Origin of the sequence: Rhodanobacter sp. Root627 (assembly GCF_001427835.1) — a bacterium.
GTDB classification, from domain to species: Bacteria; Pseudomonadota; Gammaproteobacteria; order Xanthomonadales; family Rhodanobacteraceae; genus Rhodanobacter; species Rhodanobacter ginsenosidimutans.
On sequence record NZ_LMGW01000002.1, the window covers coordinates 778,468 to 800,338 of the forward strand.

Consider the following 21,871-nt stretch of genomic DNA (forward strand, 5'->3'; position numbering starts at 1 on the left):
GCGTGCGTCGCTTCGTTGAGCTTCCCCGCGGCGTGTTTTGCTTCGATGAGCTTCCCCGCGGCATGCCCCCCTCTCCCTGCCCTCTCCCCGCAGGGGAGAGGGGATTACGGCGCTTTTCAGCGGTGAGGATGTTTGCCGATCAACCCTCCTGCGTAACACGCAGCACCTCCTCCAGCGTGGTCACGCCGGCGACGGCCTTGGCGATGCCGTCTTCGTACATGGTGCGCATGCCTTCGGCGCGGGCGGCGTGTTCGATGGCGCCGGCGTCAGCCTTTTGCATCACCAGGCGGCGCAGCGGGTCGGTCATGGGCAGGAATTCCATGATCGCCTGGCGGCCGCGGTAGCCGCTGGGGTTCGCGGTGCTGCTGCCCGGTTTCCACAGGCGGATGGGGCGCTGGTCGGTGTATTTCTCCAGCTCGAACTGGGCGATGACTTCGGGCGCGGGCTCGTACGCCACGGCGGTTTCCGGGTCGAGCGTGCGCACCAGCCGCTGCGCCAGGATGCCGTTGACGGTGGAGCCGAGCAGGTAGTCCTCCACGCCCATGTCCAGCAGCCGGGTGATGCCGCCGGCGGCCGAGTTGGTGTGCAGGGTGGACAGCACCAGGTGACCGGTGAGCGCGGACTGGATCGCGATGCGGCAGGTTTCCAGATCGCGCATTTCGCCGATCATGATCACGTCCGGGTCCTGGCGCACGATCGAACGCAGCGCGCCGGCGAAATCCAGCCCGATCTGCGGTTTCACCTGGATCTGGTTGATGCCTTCGATCTGGTATTCGACCGGGTCCTCGACGGTGATGATTTTCACGTCGGGCGTGTTGATCCGCGACAGCGCGGTGTACAGCGTGGTGGTCTTGCCCGAGCCGGTGGGGCCGGTGACCAGCAGGATGCCGTGCGGGCGCTGCAGCACGTCGACGAAACGCTGCTGGAAGCTGTCGGTGAAGCCCAGTGCTGCGAAATCGAACACCACCGATTCGCGATCCAGGATACGCATCACCACCGACTCGCCGAAGCTGGTCGGCATGGTGGACACGCGCAGGTCCAGCTCCTTGCCCTGCACCCGCAACTGGATGCGGCCATCCTGCGGCAGGCGACGCTCGGCGATGTTCATGCGCGCCATGATCTTCACCCGCGAGATCACCGCGGCGGTGGAGGACGCGGGCGGCGCCTCCACGTCGTGCAACACACCGTCGATGCGATAGCGCACTTTCAGCTGGTTTTCGAACGGCTCGACATGGACGTCCGAAGCACGCTGCTCCACCGCGCGCTGCAGGATCAGGTTGACCAGCCGAATGACGGGAGCCTCGGAGGCCAGGTCGCGCAGATGCTCGACGTCGTCTTCCTCGGCCGCACCGCCGTCGAGGTTTTCCACGATGGTGCCCATCGCCGAACGACCGCTGCCGTAATAGCGCTCGATCAGGCCGTCGATGTCCGAGCGCAGACCGATGCGCAACGCCACCGGCCGCCCCGCGGCCAGCTCCACCGCCTGGCGCGGATAGGGATCGGCCGGATCGGCCACCACCAGGGCCAGCCCTGTTTCGTCATGCACCGGCACCACGTGCTGCTGTTTGAGGAAGCGCAGCGACACTTCCAGCTCCGCTGGCGGCAACTCCGGCGCATCGCGCGCGGCCAGTAGCGGCACCTGCAGCAGCTCGGCCCAGGCTTCGGCCAGGTCGCGCTCGGACACCAACCCCAGCCGCGCCAGCAAGGATGTCAGCGTGCCCTCGGGCGACTCCTCGTGCAGCCGCCGGGCGCGGCCCAGGTCGGACTCCTTCAAGCGCCCCCGTGCCACCAGCAACGCGCACGCCTGCACGTCGTCGACGGCCGTATCGCGTGGTTGCGCAGGGCTGGACAAGGCCGACATGGGTTCCTCCGGTGGGGCAACGCTCCAACGCGCCGCGAACCCGCATTGGTAGCACAACGCGGCGGCGGCGGCGATGGCATGGGTGTTGGCGTTGCAGCCTGATGAAGGCGACCCGACCCAGCCGCTGGCTGACGGCTGGGGAATCGAAAGAAGCGGCGGGCTCGCCGGGTGCGAGCCCGCCTGGTTCAACGGTGAATCAACGCGGCGCCCGGAAGCTGCCCACCACGTTCATCCCGGTAAACGCCGTCTCGCCCACCACGGTCACGTACCAGCTGCCTGCCGCGGGGCGCGGCACCACCACCGACTCGCGATTGCCCGGCCGTGCGGACTTGTAGTCATAGTCCGAGGCGCCGCCGGCGGCGCCGGCCTTGACGTACATCGACACGTTGCCGCGCCCGCCATCGGCGCGCAGGCTCAGCGTATGCACGCCGGCCGGCACCGACAGCATGTAGACGGTGCTGCTGCCGGTGCTGCCGGACTGGCCCATCAGCGGCACGCCGTTGGTCAGCACGGTGGCGTCGCCGTCGCCGACGGCGGCTCGCACCGCCGCGTCGGCATCGACGATGCCGGCACCGATGCGGCGGTTGGCCGGCGGCTTCACGCTGGGCGCGTGCGCCGTTTGCTGCAAGGTGGCCAGCACCTCGGCCGGCGTCATCAAGGCCATGCCGGCGGCCAGCCGCGCGCTCTGCATCAAGGCCACGACGCCAGCCACGTGCGGGGTGGCCTGGGAGGTGCCGGCATAGCCGCCGTAAAGTGTGTCGTTGGGCACAGGCGTGGTGGCACCGCTGTTCAGCGCCTGCCAGATGAAGCCGTCGTTGACCGGGGTGCCGCTGTCGGCATCGTTTTCGTACACGCCACCGCCGGGTGCGGCGATCTCCACCGCCTTGCCGTAGTTGGAATAGAAGGCGCGCCTGCTGGTGATGCCGGTGGAGGCCACGGTGATCACGCCGGGGCAGCTGGCGGGCGAGGTTTTCGAGGCATCGATATCCTCGTTGCCCGCCGCCACCACCACCACCGCGCCCAGCGCGTTGGCCGCGGCCACCGCCTGCGCCGCCGGATCCTTGGCCTTGCATGTGCCGGGGCCGCCGAGGCTGAGGTTGATCACTTTCGCCGGGTGCGTGTTGTCCGGCACGCCGTCCACGTGGCCGCCCGCCGCCCACACGATGGCGTCGTTGATGTCGCTGTCATAGCCGCCGCAATGGCCGAGCACGCGCACCGGCAGGATCTTCGCGCCGTGGGCGATGCCGGCCATGCCCCGCGCGTTGTTGGTGAGCTCCGCACCGGCGGTGCTGGCCACGTGGGTGCCGTGCCAGGAGCTGTCTTCCGGCGGGTGGGTGGCGTCAGTGCATTCGGTGAGCCAGGGCTCCTCGGTGGTCCAGTCGCCAGTGTCCCAGCCGCCCGGCACGCGGCCGTCGGTGGCGCGGCCGGAGACGAAACTGTCCACGATGAAGTCATAGCCGGCGTCGCCCAGCGAGGTGTCCACGTCCACGTGCGTGGTGATGCCGGTATCCAGCACGGCGATCACCACGCCGGTGCCATCGGCCAGGTCCCACGCGTTGTTGACGTTGGTGCCGCCCAGGTTGGGGTAACCCCCGGCGGTGACGGTGCCGTCGGGCGCTTTCAGGTTCCACTGGTATTTGGCGTAGTAGGTGTCGTTCGGCGTCACGGTTTGCGGTTGCAGCAGCGTCGAGGCCGCCACGTCGCGCACGCGATGGCGCATCACGTCGGGCACCACGTAGGCCACCGCCGGGTCGGTCGACAACTGACGGATCAGCGCCTCCGCCTCGGTGCGGTCGAGCGACCGCGACGTGCGCAACAGGTCGCCGCCCACTGCCAGCTTGCGCTGGAAACGCATGCTGACCGAGGCCGGTGCGCCGGCGACGCTACGCCCGGCGCGCACCAGCCCGGCCCGGTTCAGCGCCGCGGTGGCGGTCTGCACGGCAGCCGCGTGGTTGGCGCGCTCGCTGCTGCCCTGGCGGTAAGTGACGATGAAGCGGTTGAATGTTGGCTGGCCCTGCAGCGAGGTGAGATCCATCCGCGCCGGATCGCCGGTCGGCGAAACCGCGGCGGCAAAGCTGACCGTGCTGGCCATGGCGGCGGCCAGCGCAGCGGCGAGTACTCCCCTGCGAAAAACGTTGTTGTTCATGTGAACTCCCAGACGGTGGTGATCGCTGTATCAAGCGGATGGCCGCTGCGTTGCCGCATGCGGAGGGCTGCTGTTGGCGAGCGGCGGCCCGCGGATGACGCCTTCTCCCGGCACCGCGCGGCTCGTCGTGCCGGGCGACAAGGGATACGGGTGGGCTGCGTGCCGCGAGCGTGGTCGATACGCCGCCAACGGCAAACGACGCCACCGCGAAGGCCGCGGAACGATGCGCAACGACAGGCATGGCCGGGCCATGAGCAGGAAAGCCGACGACAACCGGGGACGACAACGCGCCGCGATGACCACGGCCGCCACCGCCCGGACTGTCAGTCAGCTCTCAGCGCAGCAGCACCATGGGTCGGCGGCGAAGGGTTTGCGATACGGCGGAAACGGAAACCTGGCTACGCATGATGTCTCTCTCCCAGACAACGGTATGCGGCTCGACACGAAAGCCGTCGGACGACGCCTCGTGCACTCTGTTGCAACCCCGAATGCCGCTTGCGATGCACGACCGCGCGAACGCTGTCGACCCCTTCACCGCTTGCGGTACCGGGTTTTTATACGCAGCCCACCGTGATGAATCTGCATGCAGGTTTTCACGTCTTCCTGCACTTGCGCCGCCGCACCGGCACGCCACAATGGGCGTTTTGCCAGGACGCGGATCGCATGGATCTTGTCGACATCGGCGCCAACCTCGGCCACGAATCGTTCCAGCACGACATGGACGCGGTACTGCAACGCGCCGCCGCCCAGGGCGTGAATCGACTGGTGGTCACCGGCGCCTCGCGCGAAGGCAGCGAGCACGCGCTGGCATTGGCCACCACCCATCCCGGTCGCCTGTACGCCACCGCCGGCGTGCATCCGCACCACGCCATCGACTACGACGACGCCACTGACGCGCGACTGCGCGAGTTGTCACTCGACCCGATCGTGCGCGCCATCGGCGAAACCGGGCTGGACTACAACCGCAACTATTCGCCGCGCGATGTGCAACTGCGCGTATTCGAACGCCAGCTGCAGATCGCGGCCGATCGCGGCATGCCGCTGTTCCTGCACCAGCGCGACGCCCACGCCGATTTCCTGGCCCTGCTGCGCCGCTACCGCGACCGCGTGCCGGCCGCCGTGGTGCATTGCTTCACCGACACCGCCGACGCCTTGCGCGACTACCTGGCGCTGGACTGCCACATCGGCATCACCGGCTGGATCTGCGACGAACGCCGCGGCATGCACCTGCGCGAACTGGTGCGCGAGATTCCCGCCAACCGGCTGATGATCGAAACCGACGCACCGTACCTGCTCCCGCGCACCGTGCGACCGCCGCCCGCGCACCGGCGCAACGAACCGATGTACCTGCGACACATCTGCGAGGAGATCGCCCGCGACCGCGGCGAGAGCGCCGAGGTGACGGCGGCGAACAGCACGGCCACCGCGGAAGCGTTCTTCGGGCTGGCGGGCCTGTAAGGCGGCTCCGATGTGGGAGCGACTTCAGTCGCGATGCTTCTTCTTTGGAGCTCCAGAACAAGAGCATCGCGACTGAAGTCGCTCCCACAAAAAAGTCGCGCCTACAGAAGTCGGTTCTACCGTTGCAACACGCGGGTCTGGCCAGGCGCCAAACCCTCCAGCGCGTAGTCGCCGATGCGCACGCGGATCAGCCGCAACGTGGGAAAACCCACCGCCGCCGTCATGCGCCGCACCTGGCGGTTGCGGCCTTCGCGCAGGGTGAGGCTGAGCCAGCTGGTGGGGATGCTTTTGCGGAAGCGCACGGGCGGATCACGCGGCCACAGCCAGTCGGGTTCGGCCGCGTATTCGGCCAGCGCCGGCAACGTGGGGCCATCTTTCAGCGTGACACCACGGCGCAAGGTCGCCAGTGCGGCGTCGTCGATTCCGCCATCGACCTGCGCCAGGTAGGTCTTGGGCTGCTTGTGGCGCGGGTCGGTGAGGCGGTGGGCCAGCTTTCCATCGTCGGTGAGCAGCAGCAATCCCTCGCTGTCGTGATCCAGCCGTCCAGCCGCATAGACGTCCGTTTGGCGAACGAAACCAGCCAGCGTGGGCCGGCCGCGGTCGTCGGTGAACTGGCACAGCACGCCGAACGGCTTGTTGAGGGCGATCAGCATGCGGTGCGACGACTCAATGCGTGGCGGCGGCCGGTTTGACGAAACGCAAGGTCATGCGATCGGACTCGCCGACGGCCTGGTATTTCGCCCGATCGGTATCGCCCGCCAGGGTGGGCGGCAGCGTCCATACGCCCTTGGGATGGTCGTGGTCGTCGGCCGGGTTGGCGTTGATCTCGCTGCGCTCATCGAGCTTGAAACCGGCGTCGGTGGCCAGCTTGATGACCGCGGCGGTGGGCAGGTAGCCGCTGCTCTTCACCGCCGCCAGGGTGGCGCCGTCAGCGGCGCGGTGATCGACCACGCCCAGCACGCCGCCCGGCCGAAGCACCGCGTAGAACGCCTTGAACATCGCCGGCGCGGTGTCGGCCATGACCCAGTTGTGCACGTTGCGGAAGGTCAGCACCAGGTCGGCCGAGGCGGGCGCGCCGAACACCGGCTTTTTCGGATCGAAGCTGACGATGGTGGCGTTGCCGAAGTGCGCCGGATCGGCCGCGAATTTGCGCCGCAGCTTGCTGTCGTCGGTGCGTGCCTCGCTGTTGCTCGACGGTGCCTGCTCGGCGGCAATGTAGTGGCCGTTGTCGTGCAGCAGCGGCGCCAGCAGCTCGGCGTACCAGCCGCCGCCGGGGGTGATCTCGATCACCGTCTGGTCGGGCTGGATGCCGAAGAACTGCAAGGTGGCCTTGGGGTGGCGCCAGCTATCGCGGGCGCGATTGGCCTCGCTGCGCCAGCTGCCCGCCAGCACGTCGTCGAGCTGGCTCGCGGTGAAGTCGCTGGCGCTGGTGGGTGGCACCAGCGCATCGCCGGGTTGATCCAGCTCGGGCTGGTCGGGCTCGGCCGTGCCCGCCGCAACCACCTGCGCGCTGGCTCCCAGCCAGCTGCCCGCCAGCAACAGGGCGAGAAGCAGGCCGAACTTCTTCAAGTACGTCATCGACATAATCCTGATCCCGCAGCTGTGGCGTCATGCACCGCCGGTGGGTGATGGGTGGAGATTTCGTGCGTGCGGGCCGGGCATCAGGAGCGTGGGTGGTAGAAATCTTCCGGGCTGCGAAAGTTCCTACCACCCACACTCCTGAACCCGTGGGGAAGATGAATCCGCCCCGCCAGCGACAAGGATAATCGGTTCACCATTTTCTTGTACGCGGGCGTGACGATGCCGTTTACATGCATGGCGGGCGCCTGCCGCTTACCATGACCGTATCGCGCTGCCACCACCGCAAGCGCATTGAAGGAAACCTTTCCCCCATGTCCACCCAGCGAATGTTTCGTCGCGGCCTGCTGTTGCCCACATGGGCACTGGCCACCACCGTTGCCGCCACACCACAAACCACGCCGCAGGCCGAGCTGGCGCCGATCACCGTTACCGCCACGCGGACGGCGCAATCGCCGTTCGACGTGGCCGCCTCGGTCGACGTGGTGGCCGCGCCGGCCAGCGGTTCGCTGGATGTGAACGCGTCCGAGTTGCTGCAGGGCGTGCCCGGCATCCTGGCGCGCGACCGCCAGAACTATGCGCAGGACACGCAGATCTCGATCCGCGGCTTCGGCGCGCGTGCCACCTTCGGCATCCGCGGCGTGCGCCTGTACAGCGACGGCATTCCCGCCACCATGCCTGACGGCCAGGGCCAGGTGTCGCATTTCAATCTCGATGCCGCCGACCGCATCGAGGTGCTGCGTGGGCCGTTCTCGGCGCTGTACGGCAACGCGTCCGGCGGCGTGGTGCAGTTGTTCAGCGCCGAGGGCACCGACCCGCCGCAGGTGCGGCTGGGCCTGGCCGGCGGCAGCGACGGCTTGCTGCGCGCCACGCTCAACGCCCGCGGCGTGCAGGGGGCGCTGGATTACAACCTCGACTTCAGCCATTTCCGCACCGACGGTTACCGCGACCACAGCCGCGCGCAACGCGAATCGGGCAACGCGGTGCTGGGCTGGAAGCTGGATGAGCACCGCAAGCTGACCGTGGTGCTGAACACGATGAACCTGCCAGGCGCGCAGGACCCACTGGGGCTCACGCCCCGGCAATTCCACGACAACCCGCGCCAGGCCGACGATGCCGCCACCACGTTCAACACGCGCAAAAGCGTGTCGCAGCAGCAGGCCGGCCTGATCTACGACGACCAGCTCAGCGACGCCAGCCACCTGCGCCTGATGGGCTATTACGGCCAGCGCAGCGTGCTGCAATACCTGTCGATTCCCGCCGTGGCGCAGATCAGCCCGCTGAGCGCCGGCGGCGTGGTCGACCTGGGCAACGAATACGGCGGCGGCGACGCGCGCTGGACCTGGGCCAGCGCGCTGGCCGGGCGGCCGTTCGAGCTGACCGTGGGCGCCAGCTACGACAACCAGCACCAGCACCGGCGCGGTTACGAGAACTTCGTCGACGACACCGTGGGCGTGCGCGGCGCACTGCGCCGCGACGAGCAAGACCGCGTCCACGATTTCGACCAGTACGCCCAGGCCAGCTGGCGCGTGGCCGACGCGTGGACGGTGATGGCCGGCCTGCGCCACAGCGAGGTGAAGTTCGCCACCGACGACCGCTACCTCACCGCCAGCAATCCCGACGACAGCGGCCGCGTGGACTATGCGGCCACCACGCCCGTGGCCGGCGTGCTGTATCGCGTTTCGCCCACCGCGCACCTGTATGCGTCGTACGGCAAGGGTTTCGAGACGCCCACGTTTTCCGAACTGGGCTACCGCAACGACGGCGACAGCGGGCTCAATTTCGGCCTGCAACCCTCGCGCACGCGCAGCGCCGAAGTGGGCCTGAAGCTGCGGCCGCGGCCGGGCACGCAGGCCGATATCGCGCTGTTCCGCGCCGACAGCCGTGACGAAGTCGCCGTGGCCACCAGCCTGGGCGGTCGCACCACCTACCAGAACATCCCGCGCGCCCGCCGGCAGGGTGCGGAAGCGTCGCTGACCACGACGCTCGCCCCGCGCTGGAAACTGCAACTGGCCTACACCTACCTGGACGCCCGCTTCCGCTCGCCGTTCCTGGCCTGCGCCGGCCGCTGCTCCGCGCCGAATACGCCCGTCGACGCGGGTGCGCGGATCGCCGGCGTGCCACGCTCCAACGGTTACGCCGCGCTGCATTTCGGCGGCGAAACCGGCTGGCAGGCGGATCTCGACGGCCGTTACATGGCCACCGTACCCACCGACGACCTGGGCACCGTAGAAGCACCGCCCTACGCCGTGTTCGGCGCCGGCATGGGCTACGTCGTCGAAGGCGGCCACTGGCGCACGCACGCCTTCGCCCGCATCGACAACCTGGCCGACCGCCGCTACGTGGGCTCGGTGATCGTCAACGACGGCAATGGCCGTTATTTCGAGCCCGGTTCAGGCCGCACCTTCCTGCTGGGGGTGGATCTGCGCTGGCAGCCGTAACCCGCCACATTCAAGGCCGGCCAACCGGCGCCGTTAACCACAAGGAGCTTCTGCCGTCCGTCCAACCATCGTGCCGTCGCTGTCTCCTCAATCTACACGGCTCAACCTTTGGCCATGCACAACACACTGAACACGCGGGGCCATGGCCTTACGCTGGTCGAACTCATGATCGTGCTTGCCGTGGTGGCGCTGCTCACGGTCATCGCGTTGCCCACCTATTCACGCTACATCGATCGCGTGAGGACCAGCCAGGCCGTGCAGTTCATGACAACGACGTCGCTGGGCCTCGAGGCTTATTACGCCCAGCACCTGAGCTACCCCGCCAGCTTGTCCGAGATCGGCATCAAGGACGCCGTCGATCCCTGGGGAAATCCCTACCAGTACCTGCCCATCGACATCGATCCGCCGCCGAACACGGGGAAGGTGCGCCGGGACAAGAACATGAATCCGATCAACACCGACTACGACTTGTACAGCGCCGGTCCGGATGGTCGCAGCCAGACCCAGCTGACGGCGCGTTTTGCCCGCGACGACATCGTGCGCGCCGGCAATGGCAGCTACGTCGGCAAGGCCCGGGATTTCTAGGTACGCGATGCGTACTTACCTGCGAGGAAAGGTCAGCCGGCGGCTCATCCTTCAGTTCGTGCTGGCCGCGCTGGTCCCCATGAGCGGCGTAGCCTGGTATGCCTACCACCAGGTCAGCACGCTGCTGTTGAACTCGGCTTACGAGCACCTGCGCGCCGACAGCAAGTCGTTCGGCATGGCCGTGATCGAAAGCCTGAACACTCATGCCAGCGCGCTGAAGCAGCTTGCGCAAACGGGCGTCGGCAACGCGCAGGCGGTGACCCGATCCGGTTTCACCGGCACCTCCCTGCAGCCGCTGGCAGCGCTGACGGTGGAGCAACGGACCCGGCTCGGCCATGGCGGCGTGGTGCTGCGACTGGCCTCCGGAAGTCCCGTCGAACTGGTCGCTCCCTCCGCCTCGCCGGGCACGGCCCTGGTCGGGGAAATCGAAGCCGCCTCGTTGTGGACCAACGATTTCTCCCCCGAGCGTTACTGCGTTCTCGATGCCGATCTTGCGGTGCTCTTCTGCACCCCCGGGCTGGTGCCGCCGGACAGGCAGATGCTGTATTCGGTCTTGGGTACGGGCACGGGTGGCACCGTGCGCTGGAGCCATGCCGGGGAGGATCTGCTGGTGGGCCTGTGGCGCCCCAAGTTCCTGCCCGCGTTTGAAAGCCCGGGTTTCGTCATCATGCAGGTTGCGTCCCGCGCCGACGCCCTGCGCACGCTGAACAACTTCCGGCATTTTTTCCCGATCACCTTCCTGCTGGCGTTGATCCTGGCCGCCGCCCTCGCGATCAGGCAGGTGCAGCGCCAGATGAAGCCGCTCAACCTGCTCACCGACGCGAGCCAGCGACTGGCGGCAGGCGACCTGGGCGCCCGCATCGAGCTGGCTGGCAACGACGAGTTCACCGAGTTGGGCGAGACGTTCAACGACATGGCGGGCAACCTGGAATACAGGTTCCACATGCTCGCCATGCTGAGCGAGCTCGACCGCGCCATCATCAGCGCCTCCGGCATGGAGCAGCTCGCCAGCGAGGTGCTGCGGCATGTTCGCAAGGCAATCCCCTGCGACGGCGCCGGCCTGCTGGTACCCAGCGGCGAGCAGGGCCATTACCTGCTGACCTGCGGCCCCGGACACGCTGCTGGCTGCGTGCGCACGTCGACCCGAAAAATCGATCTGACCCGGCTCAGCCCCACGCAACCGGCCACCATCCTCCCGCCCGACAGCCTGCCGCACGAATTCCTGGATCGGCTTTGCCCCGCCCCGCCGGCGCAGTTGATGGCCTTCCCGATCCGCCACGGTGATCGCCTCGGGCACGTGCTGCTGCTGGCCCACGCGAAGCGGCCCGCACCCACCGACGACATCGTGCAGGGCGGCCGGGCGTTGGCCGACCGGCTGGGTATCGCGCTCTCCAGCCTGGCGCAGGAGGAAAAGCTTCACCACCAGGCCCACCACGATTCACTGACCGACCTGCCGAACCGCGTGCTGCTGCGCCAGCGCTGCGAGCAGGCCATCGACCGCGCGCAACGCGAGCAGACCTCGGTCGCGCTGATCCTGATCGATCTGGACAACTTCAAGCAGGTCAACGACACCCTCGGCCATGCCGCCGGTGACGAGCTGCTGCTGCAATGCGCGAGCAACCTCAGGAAGCGCCTGCACCAGGACGACACGCTCGCCCGGCTGGGCGGCGATGAATTCGTCCTCCTGCTGCAAGGCCTCGCGAACGGCGAGGAGCGCACCGTCCTCGACGAACGGTTGCGGGCATTGATGAGCGACCTGTCCGTACCGATCACCGTGCACGAGTACCGGATCAACACCCCGGCCAGCATGGGCGTGGCGCTTTATCCCGCGCATGCCGGCCACTTCAATGAGCTGCTGCAGATGGCCGACGCCGCCATGTACAAGGCCAAGCGCGAGCAGCGGGGCGGGTTCCAGTTCTATTCGAACGAGCTCAACACGCAATCGAAAGCCCGCTTCGACCTGACCCAGGAACTGCGCCGGGCGGTCCAGAACGACGAGCTCGTGCTGCATTTCCAGCCAAAGGTCGATGCCCGCACGCGGGAAATCGTGGGTGCGGAAGCGCTGGTGCGCTGGCTCTCGCCCACGCGCGGGCTGGTGTCACCCGGCGTTTTCGTGCACCTGCTCGATGAAATGGGGTTGGGCGTGTGGCTTGGCGAGTGGGTGCTCGACCGCGCCTGCGCGCAGATGCGGGAGTGGCAGGACAGCGGCCAAGTCTCGATTTCCGTCTCGGTCAACATGTCGCCCGCCCAGTTCGAACGGACGTCCATCCTGGAAGTGGTGCGGGCGAGCCTGGAGCGCTATCAACTGGACGCCAGCTGCCTGGAAATCGAGATACTGGAAGCCACCGCGGTCAATGACTCCGACAAGGCAAGGCAGACCCTGGTAGCGCTTCGGGCGGAAGGCATTCGGGTCGCGCTCGACGATTTCGGCACGGGCTACTCGTCGCTCGTCTACCTGACCCGCATACCGGCCGACGTGCTGAAGCTCGACCAGGCCTTCATCCGAAGCCTTCCCGACGACCCGCGGCAGCAGGAAATCGTCCGGCACATCATCGCCCTGGCCAAGACCTTGTCGTACACCGTGGTCGGCGAAGGCGTCGAGGACGAGGCCCAGCTGTCGGTTCTCGTCGCGATGGGTTGCGACCTTGTGCAGGGTTACCTGATCGGCCGCCCCGTCCCCGCGGACGAATTCGCCGGGCGCTGGCTGCGCTGAGGAGCCAGCCGCCCTTTCGTCAGTAGCGGATCACCGACCGGATCACCTTGCCTTTGTGCATCAGGTCGAATGCGCGGTTGATGTCGTCCAGCGGCATCACCTCGGTGATCATCTCGTCGATCTTGATGTCGCCCGCCATGTAGCGGTCGACGTAGCCGGGCAGCTGCGAGCGGCCTTTCACCCCGCCGAAGGCCGAGCCGCGCCACACCCGCCCGGTCACCAGCTGGAACGGCCGCGTGCTGATTTCCTGCCCCGCGCCGGCCACGCCGATGATGATCGACTCGCCCCAGCCCTTGTGGCAGCACTCCAGCGCCGAGCGCATCACGTTGACGTTGCCGATGCATTCGAACGAATAGTCCACGCCGCCGTCGGTAAGTTCCACGATCACCTGCTGGATCGGCGTGTCGGGGTAGTCCTTCGGGTTGATGAAGTCGGTGGCGCCCAGCAGTTTGGCCATCTCGAACTTGGCCGGGTTGGTGTCGACCACCACGATGCGGCCGGCTTTCGCCATCACCGCGCCCTGCACCACCGACAGGCCGATGCCGCCCATGCCGAACACCGCCACGCTGGCGCCCGGCTCCACTTTCGCCGTGTTCAGCACTGCGCCGATGCCGGTGGTGATGCCGCAACCGAGCAGGCACACTTTGTCCAGCGGCGCGGCCTTGTTGATCCTGGCCAGCGAGATCTCCGGCAGCACGGTGTATTCGCTGAACGTGCTGGTGCCCATGTAATGCAGCAGCGGCTTGCCGTTCAACGAGAAGCGCGAGGTGCCGTCGGGCATCAGGCCCTGGCCCTGGGTGACGCGGATTTTCTGGCACAGGTTGGTCTTGCCCGAGCGGCAGAATTTGCACTCGCCGCACTCGGGCGTGTACAGCGGAATCACGTGGTCACCGACTTTCAGCGAGGTGACGCCTTCGCCCACTTCCTCGACGATGCCGCCGCCCTCATGGCCCAGGATCACCGGGAACATGCCCTCCGGATCGGCGCCGGACAGGGTGAACGCATCGGTGTGGCAGACGCCGGTGGCGACGATGCGTACCAGCACCTCGCCGGCTTTCGGACCGGCAACGTCGACCTGTTCGATCGACAGCGGCTTGCCTGCTTCCCAGGCGACGGCGGCGCGTGATTTCATGATGCGGCTCCTCGATGCGGTGCGGATGCGTTGAACGCTCCATGGTACCCGCTCGCCGCTTCAATCCTCGACCGCGCCGCAGCGGCTCGTGGCCGGCAGTTGCCGGCAGTAATCGTCCGCCTCGGCCAGCAGCCACTCGCGGAAAACCTGCAGGCCGCGATGCTCCAGCGAACGCGGCGGATACACCAGCCAGTACGCCTCGGACACCGGCAGGTAGTTGTCGCCCAGCACCTGCAGGCGGCCCGCGTCGATCAGCGACTTCGACGTCACCATCCGCCCCAGCGCCACGCCGAGACCTTCCAGCGCCGCGTGGCGCAGCGCATCGAGGCTGTCGAATTGCGCCACGTAGCGCTTCGGCGGCGTGCCGCCGCGATGCTCGAACCAGTCGAGCCAGCGCCGGGACGAGGCCGGCTCACCCAGCAGCGGCCAGCACGACAGGTCGCCGGGATCGGCATCACCCACCTGCGCGATCAGCTCGGGCGCCGCCACCGGTGCGATCCACTCACCGAACAAGCGCTCGCTATGCAAACCGGGCCACTCGCCACGGCCATAACGCAAACCGGCATCGACCGGCTCGCGTGCGAAATTGACCAGGGTCGAACCCGACTGCAAGGTCAGCTCCAGCTCCGGATGCACCGCCACCAGGCGCGGCAACCGCGGCACCAGCCAGCTCGACATGATGCCGGGGCTGGCGCTGAGCGTGAGCGCGTCGTGGTGGCGCGTGCGATATGCCGCCAGCGCCTGCTCGATGCCATCGACATGCCCGCCCACCGCCTCCAGCAAGGCGCAACCCTCCACCGTCAACGTGACGCCGCGCGGGCCGCGCTCGAACAGACGCCGATCCAGCCGCTCCTCCAGCTGTTTCATCTGGTGGCTGAGCGCGCTCACGGTGAGGTTCGCCTGCGTCGCCGCGCGCGACAGGTTGCCCAATCGCGCCACCAGCACAAACTGTTGCAACAAGCCCAGCGGAAGCTTCGCCATATTGAATTTCCCTCAAGCCTGGCTTGCGAATATATCGCTTTTTGGCGGCCCTTACCGCGCGTACCTTGAACGCCTCCCAAGTCGTTGCGCCCCCGCGAAGGAGCTTCTCATGAGTTCGCTATGGAAGGATTTGCTGTTTCTGCATGGCCACCTGACCCACGCCCAGCTGATCTGGTCCGACGTCGAAGAGACCACGAATCAGGACGCCGCCACCACGAACAAGCCGAGGCCCGACGCACTGAAGTGCGGCGTGGCGTGCTGCGCGGTGACGACCGCATTGCCGCGCATTGCAGCGCCGCGCTGAGCGGCCACCATTCCGGGCCTGAGCGTCGGCCGCACCGCGACCAGAGTCGAAGCGCCCCGCTGAGTGTGAACACCCGCCAGAACACCGGCGATTTCGCAGCAAATGACCGCAAACGTCCAGCCCGATCATGGGTACGATTTGAAACTGGGTGCCGCAATGGCCACACTTGGGCCTCCCCACGTTTCGTTCGGACGTCTCCATGTCATTACGCCCGCTAGGCAACTCGCCGCTTTCCATCGCCCCGCTCGCCTTCGGCGGCAATGTGTTCGGCTGGAGCGCCGATGAAGCGCGTTCATTCGAATTGCTGGATGCCTTCGTCGACGCCGGCTGCAACCTGATCGATACCGCCGACGTGTACCCCGCCTGGGTGCCGGGCAACCAGGGTGGCGAGTCCGAGGCCATCATCGGCCGCTGGCTCAAGCGCAGCGGCAAGCGCGACAAGGTGGTGATCGCCACCAAGGTCGGCAAATGGGCCGAGCAACCGGGCCTGTCGCCGGTGAACCTGCAACAGGCGGTGGACCGCTCGCTGCAGCGCCTGCAGACGGATTACATCGACCTGTACCTGGCGCACGAGGATGATGCCAGCGTGCTGCTCGCCGACACGCTGGGCGGCTTTGCGCGGCTGATCGAGCAAGGCAAGGTGCGAGCCATCGGCGCCTCCAACTACAGCGCCATCCGTTTCGCCGACGCGCTGGCGGCGGCCCGCGAACACAACCTGCCCCGCTACGAAGTGCTGCAACCGGAATACAACCTGCTCGAGCGCACCGGCTACGAAAACGAACTGGAGCCGCTGATGCGCGCCGAGAACATCGGCGTGATCAGCTACTACGCCCTGGCCAGCGGCTTCCTCAGCGGCAAGTACCGCGACGAGGCGGATCTGGCCAAGAGCAGCGCCCGCGCCAGTGCGGTAAAGCGCTACCTCAACCCGCGTGGCCTGCAGGTGCTGGCCGCACTGGACGCGGTGGCCGCGACACACCAGGCCACCGTGGCCCAGGTGGCGCTGGCCTGGCTGATCGCCCGCCCCAGCATCACCGCTCCCATCGCCAGCGCCACCACGGTGACGCAATTGAATGACCTGATCGGCGCCGTGAAGCTGCAGCTGAGCGCGGACGAAATTGCGGAGCTGGATCGCGTCAGCGCCTGACGCTTCCCGTACCTGTAGGAGCGACTTCAGTCGCGACGCTTTTGCTCTGGAAGCCCGGCGAAGAGCATCGCGACTGAAGTCGCTCCTACAAGGGCGAGCTCACTCCACCGGCGCCTCGATCGTGTAACCCTCGGCCCGCAGTTGCGCCAGGTAGCCGTCGGGTTTCAGCAGCTCGTCCATCGACAGCATGGCGAAGGTCTGCCGGTTGGTTTCCAGCGCCTTGCGCGCCGCGGCCAGCCAGGTGGCTTGTACTTTCTCGGGGATGTCGTCGATACCCAGCTGGCGCGCAAAACCCGCGTCCGCCAGCGCATCGATGCAGGCCTGGCGGCGGTTGCTGTCGGGCAGTTCGCGCAGCAACTGCAGGTCGCCGGTGGCCCAGGCGTTGGCGCGGGCTTTCATCGACGGCAGGTCATGCTCGATCGCATCCAGCGTGCGGCTCATGCACATCACGTCGTTGGGTGCGGCCTGCTTGAACGCCTTGATCGCCGCCCGCGGGTGCTCGATCGTCACCGGATACTCGACCGCGGTTTCGGCCACGCCATGCTGCTTGGCCAGCGCATCGACGGCAGCCTTCACGCCACCGGAATTGCTGAGGCCATTGGCCTTGATCGCCGCCTTGTACAACTCCTGCGCGGCAAAGATCGGCCGCCACCGCTCGACGCTGCGCTTGTCGCTGAGATAAGTCTGCTTCAACGCCTGCCAGCGCGCGTAGGTGGGCGCGGACAATACCTGCTGCAAGGTCTTGCCATCCTCGTTCTTGCGCGCGCTATAGGCCGACGGCAGCAGAAAGAGCTTGCCCAGCCAGCCGGTGTCCACCTTCATCTTCACCGAGGGCGGCAGCAGGATCTGCTGCGCGGATGCGATCACCGATTCCACCTCCCGCGACTGCCACGTCATGCCGCGCGGCAGCGGCGACAGCGTGCCCAATATCCACAGCTCGTGATCACCGCGCGACACCCGCCACATGCCCGGCCCCGGCTGCACGCCGGTGACCAGCACGGCGGGGAGATCGGCCACGTTGGTCGATGACGGCGGTGGTGGCGCGGCGCGCAAGGGCGCGCCCGCCATCAGGGCGATCAGGGCGATCAGGGAAATCGCTGGGCGCAGGCGCATGGGAGGTTCCAGCCGGGGAGTGACCATTGTGTCAGGGGAAGGCTGACTGGGGGCCTTTTCGCGGCGTGAGCCCTCTCCCCCTGCCCCTCTCCCGCAAGCGGGAGAGGGGTTTGCTCCTCGGTCCTCTCCCGCTTGCGGGAGAGGACCGAGGAGAGGGCCCTTGCTTCTGGAAAACCCACCCCACACCCCAAAAAAGAGGCGCCCGAAGGCGCCTCTTTTCAACAAGCCGTAAAGACGGCCATATGCGCTACCCGATCAACCCTTCGAAAGCGTCGCCAACGCCGCATTGAACGTCGCGCTGGGACGCATCGCGCGGCCCACCTTGTCCATATCCGGGTGGTAATAACCGCCGATGTCCACCGCCTTGCCCTGCGCGCCATTGAGCTCCGCCAGGATGGCCGCTTCGTTGTCGGCAAGTGCCTTGGCCAGCGGCGCGAACGTCGCCTTCAGCGCGGCATCGTCGTTCTGCGCGGCCAGCGCCTGCGCCCAGTACATTGCCAGGTAGAAATGGCTGCCGCGATTGTCCAGCTCGCCCACCTTGCGCGCGGGCGACCTGTTGTTGTCCAGCACCTTGCCGTTGGCCTGGTCCAGTGCCCGCGCCAGCACCCTGGCCTGTGCGTTGCCGGTCTGCTCGCCCACGAACTCCAGCGAGGCCTGCAGCGCCAGGAATTCGCCCAGCGAATCCCAGCGAAGGTAGTTCTCCTCCACAAACTGCTGCACGTGCTTGGGCGCGGAGCCACCGGCGCCGGTCTCGAACAGGCCGCCGCCGGCCATCAGCGGCACGATCGACAACATCTTGGCGCTGGTGCCCAGCTCCATGATCGGGAACAGGTCGGTGAGGTAATCGCGCAGCACGTTGCCGGTGACCGAGATGGTGTCCTGGCCCTTGCGGATGCGCTCCAGGGAGAATTTCGTGGCGGCCACCGGATCCATGATGCGGATATCCAGCCCGCTGGTGTCGTGATCCTTCAGGTAGCGCTCGACCTTCTTGATCACCTGCGCATCGTGCGCGCGCTGCGGGTCCAGCCAGAACACCGCCGGCGTGGACGAGAGCCGCGCGCGACTCACCGCGAGCTTCACCCAATCCTGGATCGGTGCGTCCTTGGCCTGGCACATGCGCCAGATGTCGCCGGCCTCAACCTCGTGCTGCAGCAGCACCTTGCCGGCGTCGTCGATCACCTTGACCGTGCCGTCGCCGGCAATCTGGAAGGTCTTGTCGTGCGAGCCGTATTCCTCGGCTTTCTGCGCCATCAGGCCCACGTTGGGCACGCTGCCCATGGTGGCCGGATCGAACGCGCCGTGCGCCTTGCAGTCCTCGATGGTCGCCTGGTACACGCCGGCGTAGCTGCGGTCGGGGATCACCGCCACGATGTCCTGCAGCTTGCCTTCGGCGTTCCACATCTTGCCGGAGTCGCGGATCATCGCCGGCATCGAGGCGTCGATGATCACGTCGCTGGGCACGTGCAGGTTGGTGATGCCCTTGTCGGAATTGACCATCGCCAGGGCCGGGCGCTGCGCGTATTCCGCCTGCAGGTCCGCCTTGATCTGCGCCTGCTGATCCTGCGGCAGGCTGCCGAGGCGGGCGTACAGGTCACCGATGCCGTTGTTGGGGTTGAAGCCGATCTGCTTCAGCGCGTCAGCGTGCTTCGCCAGCGCATCGCGGTAGAACTCGCTGACCGCCACGCCGAACATGATCGGGTCGGAGACCTTCATCATGGTGGCTTTCAGGTGCAGCGAAAACAGCACACCCTTCGCTTTCGCATCCGCCACCTGGGCGTCGATGAAAGCGGCCAGCGCGCGCTTGCTCATCACCGCGCCGTCGATGATCTCGCCTTCCAGCAGGGCGGTTTTCGCCTTCAGCACGGCATGGCTGCCGTCCTTGCCGAACCACTCGATGCTGACGTTGCCGGCGCGCTCGATCAGTGCCGATTTCTCGGTGCCGTAGAAATCGCCGTGATCCATGTGTGCCACGCGGGTTTTCGAATCCGCGCTCCACGCACCCATGCGATGCGGATGCTTGCGTGCGTAGTTCTTCACCGAGGGCGGCGCGCGGCGATCGGAATTGCCTTCGCGCAGCACCGGGTTCACGGCGCTGCCCTTGACCTTGTCATAGCGCGTACGGACGTCCTTTTCTTGCGCGTCCTTCGGCTCGTCCGGATAGTCCGGCAGCGCGTAGCCCTGCTGCTGCAGTTCCTTGATGGCCGCTTTCAACTGAGGCATCGAAGCGCTGATGTTGGGCAGCTTGATGATGTTGGCCTCGGGCGTATTGGCCAGCTGGCCCAGCTCGCCGAGGTCGTCGGCGATGCGCTGGTTGTCCTTCAGCGCCTCGGGAAACAGCGCAATGATGCGGCCCGCCAAAGAGATGTCGCGCGTCTCCACCGCGATGCCGGCGGTGCCGGTGAAAGCGTTGATGATCGGCAGCAGCGACTGCGTGGCCAGAAAAGGAGCTTCGTCCGTCAGCGTGTAGATGATCTTTGGCGTGGAAGACATTGTCGGTTGTGACCTCTCTGCGACGACAGTTCAGGGATGGGCGCCAGCGCGATCGGCGACGCGCGGAAAAGCCCCCCATTGTCGCGTTTTCGCCCCACAGGGGAAAGCGCAGGCGACAACGCACAGGAATTCGGCCGCCCGCGGTGCTGGATCGGGCGCAGGCTGCAGGCGGCTCGTGGAGCAAAGCGCGCATCGTACGCAATCGCGCCGCGCCATTTCAGCGATGAATCATGCGCCACGCTGAATCGCAGCAGTCACGCAAATCGCCTGCTTCACGGCTTGGGCGGGATATTCAACATCTGTCCCGGCTTGATTTCGTCCGGGTCAGTGAGCTGATCACGATTAGCCGCAAAGATGCGCTCCCACGCATTCGCATCGCCGTAAACGGCCCGCGCGATACTCGACAGGCTGTCGCCCGCGGCCACCATGTATGCACCGGTTTCATCCACCGTGGCACTGACCTGAGATGACACGCCACTGAAATCGGCTTTCGCCGCCGGCGGCATCTTTGCCGCCTGCTCCCGCACGACGCGGCGCGAATCGAAAAGACCGGGCTTGTTGTCTTGGTTGCCCATGACTCACTCCATCGGAAAGCACCTGTGATACCGGTGCTGTGGTCAACAGGTCGTGAGTTGGCCCGTGTGACCTTCCGCTGCGCCGACGGCTTGGCTCTCGGCACCTTCCATCACCTCACGCACAGCCTTCACCGACACAAATCCGGCGCTATCGAAAGCAGGACTGCCATGCAGGCGCAGCCACCGCAGCGGCCTCGTCTGCGCAGCGTCTGGTGGATGTTCGCGAAGCGCACCGCAGGCAGCTGCGACATAAAATGTCAAAGTGACGATTCCATCACCGAAAGCGTGCAACACTCCCATAATCTCGGGGAATAGCGTGGGGGCGAATATGCAGATCGCGACCGTCGGAAAATGTTTCCGCATTTTCAGCCATGTCGTTTTGCTGTTGATGGCGGCTGCCATCATCTATGCGGCGTACATCATTTTGAAATACTGGTCCCACATCGCCGTCTGAGCCGGAGCACCTCATGAACAAGCGACAGACCCGGCTGTTTGCCATTGTTGGAACCCTGCTGGTGGGGCTGCTGTTTCTCGGCATGACGTTCGACACCCTGCGCCAGATTCCCAAGCTGTCCAATGCGCAGGACATCTCGCCAGAAGTCACCCTTGGAAACAAGGTGTGGCACGAGAACAATTGCATCAATTGCCACACGCTGTTTGGCGAAGGCGCCTACTACGCACCCGATCTGACCAAGATCACGCAGCTTCGCGGTGAAGCTTATCTGCGCGCCTATATGCACGACCCGTCAAAATTTTACGACGAGCAGAAAGTGCGCCGATTGATGCCCACGCAGAACCTGAGCGATGCCGACATCACCGGCCTGATCGCGTTCCTCGATTGGGTCAGCAAGGTCGACAACCAGGGCTGGCCGCCACGGCCGTTGCTGGTCAGCGGCTCGTCTCTGCCGGGCATGGCCGCGGTAGCGCCAGCTGCTGCGGACAAGGCCACCGGCGCTCCGGGCACGCAGGCCACGACGCAAGCTGACAGCCCCATCGCGCAAGGTGAAACGCTTTTCCATGGCGCGTCACCACCTTGCGGTGCCTGTCACTCAACCGCACCGGGCGTGGATATGGCCGGGCCATCGCTGGCTGGCATTTCCGCACTCGCGGAAAAGGCGATCGCTTCGGGTGCGTACAAGGGCGAGGCGAAGGACGCGGCCGGTTTCATCCGTGAATCGATCCTGCATCCCAGCAAGTATCTGGAGCCCGGCGACATGTATTCAGCCGGCGGCACCTCGTTCATGCCGGACACGTACGCGCAATCACTGACGCCCGAGCAGGTCGATCATCTGGTCGCCTACCTCTCCACCCTGAAGTAAGCCCCGTACCCTCCGCTGCCGCGCAGCGCGG

General features: G+C 66.6%; 17 protein-coding genes. 7 read left to right on the forward strand and 10 right to left on the reverse strand.

What is annotated here, in order from left to right; translation table 11 throughout:
• Positions 1 to 139 precede the first annotated feature (139 nt).
• Together gspE and ASD68_RS10755 are read right to left on the reverse strand one after the other, a co-directional pair.
• Positions 140 to 1,861, reverse strand: a complete 1,722-nt coding sequence (gspE, locus tag ASD68_RS10750; RefSeq protein ID WP_056606558.1) for a type II secretion system ATPase GspE — start codon at positions 1,859 to 1,861, stop codon at positions 140 to 142.
• Between the two features lie 196 nt (positions 1,862 to 2,057).
• Entirely contained in the window at positions 2,058 to 4,007 is a 1,950-nt protein-coding gene (locus ASD68_RS10755; protein ID WP_056606561.1) for a S8 family serine peptidase, read from the reverse strand.
• 663 nt (positions 4,008 to 4,670) lie between these two features.
• On the opposite strand from ASD68_RS10755, the gene ASD68_RS10760 reads away from it, so the two are divergent.
• Entirely contained in the window at positions 4,671 to 5,465 is a 795-nt protein-coding gene (locus tag ASD68_RS10760) for a TatD family hydrolase (protein WP_056607511.1), read from the forward strand.
• 116 nt (positions 5,466 to 5,581) lie between these two features.
• On the opposite strand, the gene ASD68_RS10765 is transcribed toward ASD68_RS10760, so the two are convergent.
• Positions 5,582 to 6,118 carry a pseudouridine synthase gene (locus ASD68_RS10765; RefSeq protein WP_056606564.1) on the reverse strand — a complete coding sequence of 179 codons (537 nt, stop codon included), beginning with the start codon at positions 6,116 to 6,118 and terminating at the stop codon, positions 5,582 to 5,584.
• A gap of 13 nt (positions 6,119 to 6,131) precedes the next feature.
• The gene (locus tag ASD68_RS10770) at positions 6,132 to 7,043 is read right to left on the reverse strand and encodes a class I SAM-dependent methyltransferase (RefSeq protein ID WP_082546070.1); all 912 of its coding nucleotides are present in this window, start codon (positions 7,041 to 7,043) and stop codon (positions 6,132 to 6,134) included.
• A 314-nt stretch (positions 7,044 to 7,357) separates the two neighbouring features.
• Here ASD68_RS10770 and ASD68_RS10775 point away from each other — a divergent pair, with 314 nt between their 5' ends.
• The 3 genes from ASD68_RS10775 (at position 7,358) to ASD68_RS10785 (ending at position 12,782) form a co-directional block, all read left to right on the forward strand.
• Positions 7,358 to 9,484 carry a TonB-dependent receptor gene (locus ASD68_RS10775; RefSeq protein ID WP_082546036.1) on the forward strand — a complete coding sequence of 709 codons (2,127 nt, stop codon included), beginning with the start codon at positions 7,358 to 7,360 and terminating at the stop codon, positions 9,482 to 9,484.
• Positions 9,485 to 9,598: 114 nt separating this feature from the next.
• On the forward strand, positions 9,599 to 10,069 hold the full coding sequence (locus ASD68_RS10780) for a prepilin-type N-terminal cleavage/methylation domain-containing protein (protein ID WP_056606566.1): 471 nt from the start codon (positions 9,599 to 9,601) through the stop codon (positions 10,067 to 10,069).
• Between the two features lie 7 nt (positions 10,070 to 10,076).
• Positions 10,077 to 12,782, forward strand: a complete 2,706-nt coding sequence (locus tag ASD68_RS10785) for an EAL domain-containing protein (RefSeq protein ID WP_056606569.1) — start codon at positions 10,077 to 10,079, stop codon at positions 12,780 to 12,782.
• 19 nt (positions 12,783 to 12,801) lie between these two features.
• On the opposite strand, the gene ASD68_RS10790 is transcribed toward ASD68_RS10785, so the two are convergent.
• Both ASD68_RS10790 and ASD68_RS10795 read right to left on the reverse strand, forming a co-directional pair.
• Positions 12,802 to 13,914, reverse strand: a complete 1,113-nt coding sequence (locus ASD68_RS10790) for an S-(hydroxymethyl)glutathione dehydrogenase/class III alcohol dehydrogenase (RefSeq protein WP_056606572.1) — start codon at positions 13,912 to 13,914, stop codon at positions 12,802 to 12,804.
• Between the two features lie 60 nt (positions 13,915 to 13,974).
• Positions 13,975 to 14,895, reverse strand: coding sequence for a LysR substrate-binding domain-containing protein (locus tag ASD68_RS10795; protein WP_056606576.1), 921 nt, complete (start codon positions 14,893 to 14,895; stop codon positions 13,975 to 13,977).
• A 109-nt stretch (positions 14,896 to 15,004) separates the two neighbouring features.
• On the opposite strand from ASD68_RS10795, the gene ASD68_RS10800 reads away from it, so the two are divergent.
• Together ASD68_RS10800 and ASD68_RS10805 are read left to right on the forward strand one after the other, a co-directional pair.
• Complete coding sequence (locus tag ASD68_RS10800) at positions 15,005 to 15,199, forward strand: hypothetical protein (RefSeq protein ID WP_056082818.1); 195 nt, start codon at positions 15,005 to 15,007, stop codon at positions 15,197 to 15,199.
• Between the two features lie 199 nt (positions 15,200 to 15,398).
• Positions 15,399 to 16,343, forward strand: a complete 945-nt coding sequence (locus ASD68_RS10805; protein ID WP_056606579.1) for an aldo/keto reductase — start codon at positions 15,399 to 15,401, stop codon at positions 16,341 to 16,343.
• Between the two features lie 99 nt (positions 16,344 to 16,442).
• Here the strand turns inward: ASD68_RS10805 and ASD68_RS10810 are convergent, their stop codons facing one another.
• From ASD68_RS10810 to ASD68_RS16865, 4 genes are all read right to left on the reverse strand, one after another.
• The gene (locus tag ASD68_RS10810) at positions 16,443 to 17,456 is read right to left on the reverse strand and encodes a TraB/GumN family protein (protein WP_056606582.1); all 1,014 of its coding nucleotides are present in this window, start codon (positions 17,454 to 17,456) and stop codon (positions 16,443 to 16,445) included.
• A 255-nt stretch (positions 17,457 to 17,711) separates the two neighbouring features.
• Positions 17,712 to 19,946, reverse strand: coding sequence for an NADP-dependent isocitrate dehydrogenase (locus ASD68_RS10815; protein WP_056606585.1), 2,235 nt, complete (start codon positions 19,944 to 19,946; stop codon positions 17,712 to 17,714).
• A 272-nt stretch (positions 19,947 to 20,218) separates the two neighbouring features.
• Positions 20,219 to 20,452 (reverse strand): LysM peptidoglycan-binding domain-containing protein, encoded by a 234-nt coding sequence (locus ASD68_RS10820; RefSeq protein ID WP_235578736.1) that lies wholly within the window; start codon positions 20,450 to 20,452, stop codon positions 20,219 to 20,221.
• Positions 20,453 to 20,563: 111 nt separating this feature from the next.
• Positions 20,564 to 20,923 carry a hypothetical protein gene (locus ASD68_RS16865; RefSeq protein WP_156458381.1) on the reverse strand — a complete coding sequence of 120 codons (360 nt, stop codon included), beginning with the start codon at positions 20,921 to 20,923 and terminating at the stop codon, positions 20,564 to 20,566.
• A 65-nt stretch (positions 20,924 to 20,988) separates the two neighbouring features.
• Between ASD68_RS16865 and ASD68_RS10825 the strand changes: the two genes are divergently transcribed.
• Entirely contained in the window at positions 20,989 to 21,840 is an 852-nt protein-coding gene (locus ASD68_RS10825) for a c-type cytochrome (RefSeq protein ID WP_056606588.1), read from the forward strand.
• Positions 21,841 to 21,871 lie beyond the last annotated feature (31 nt).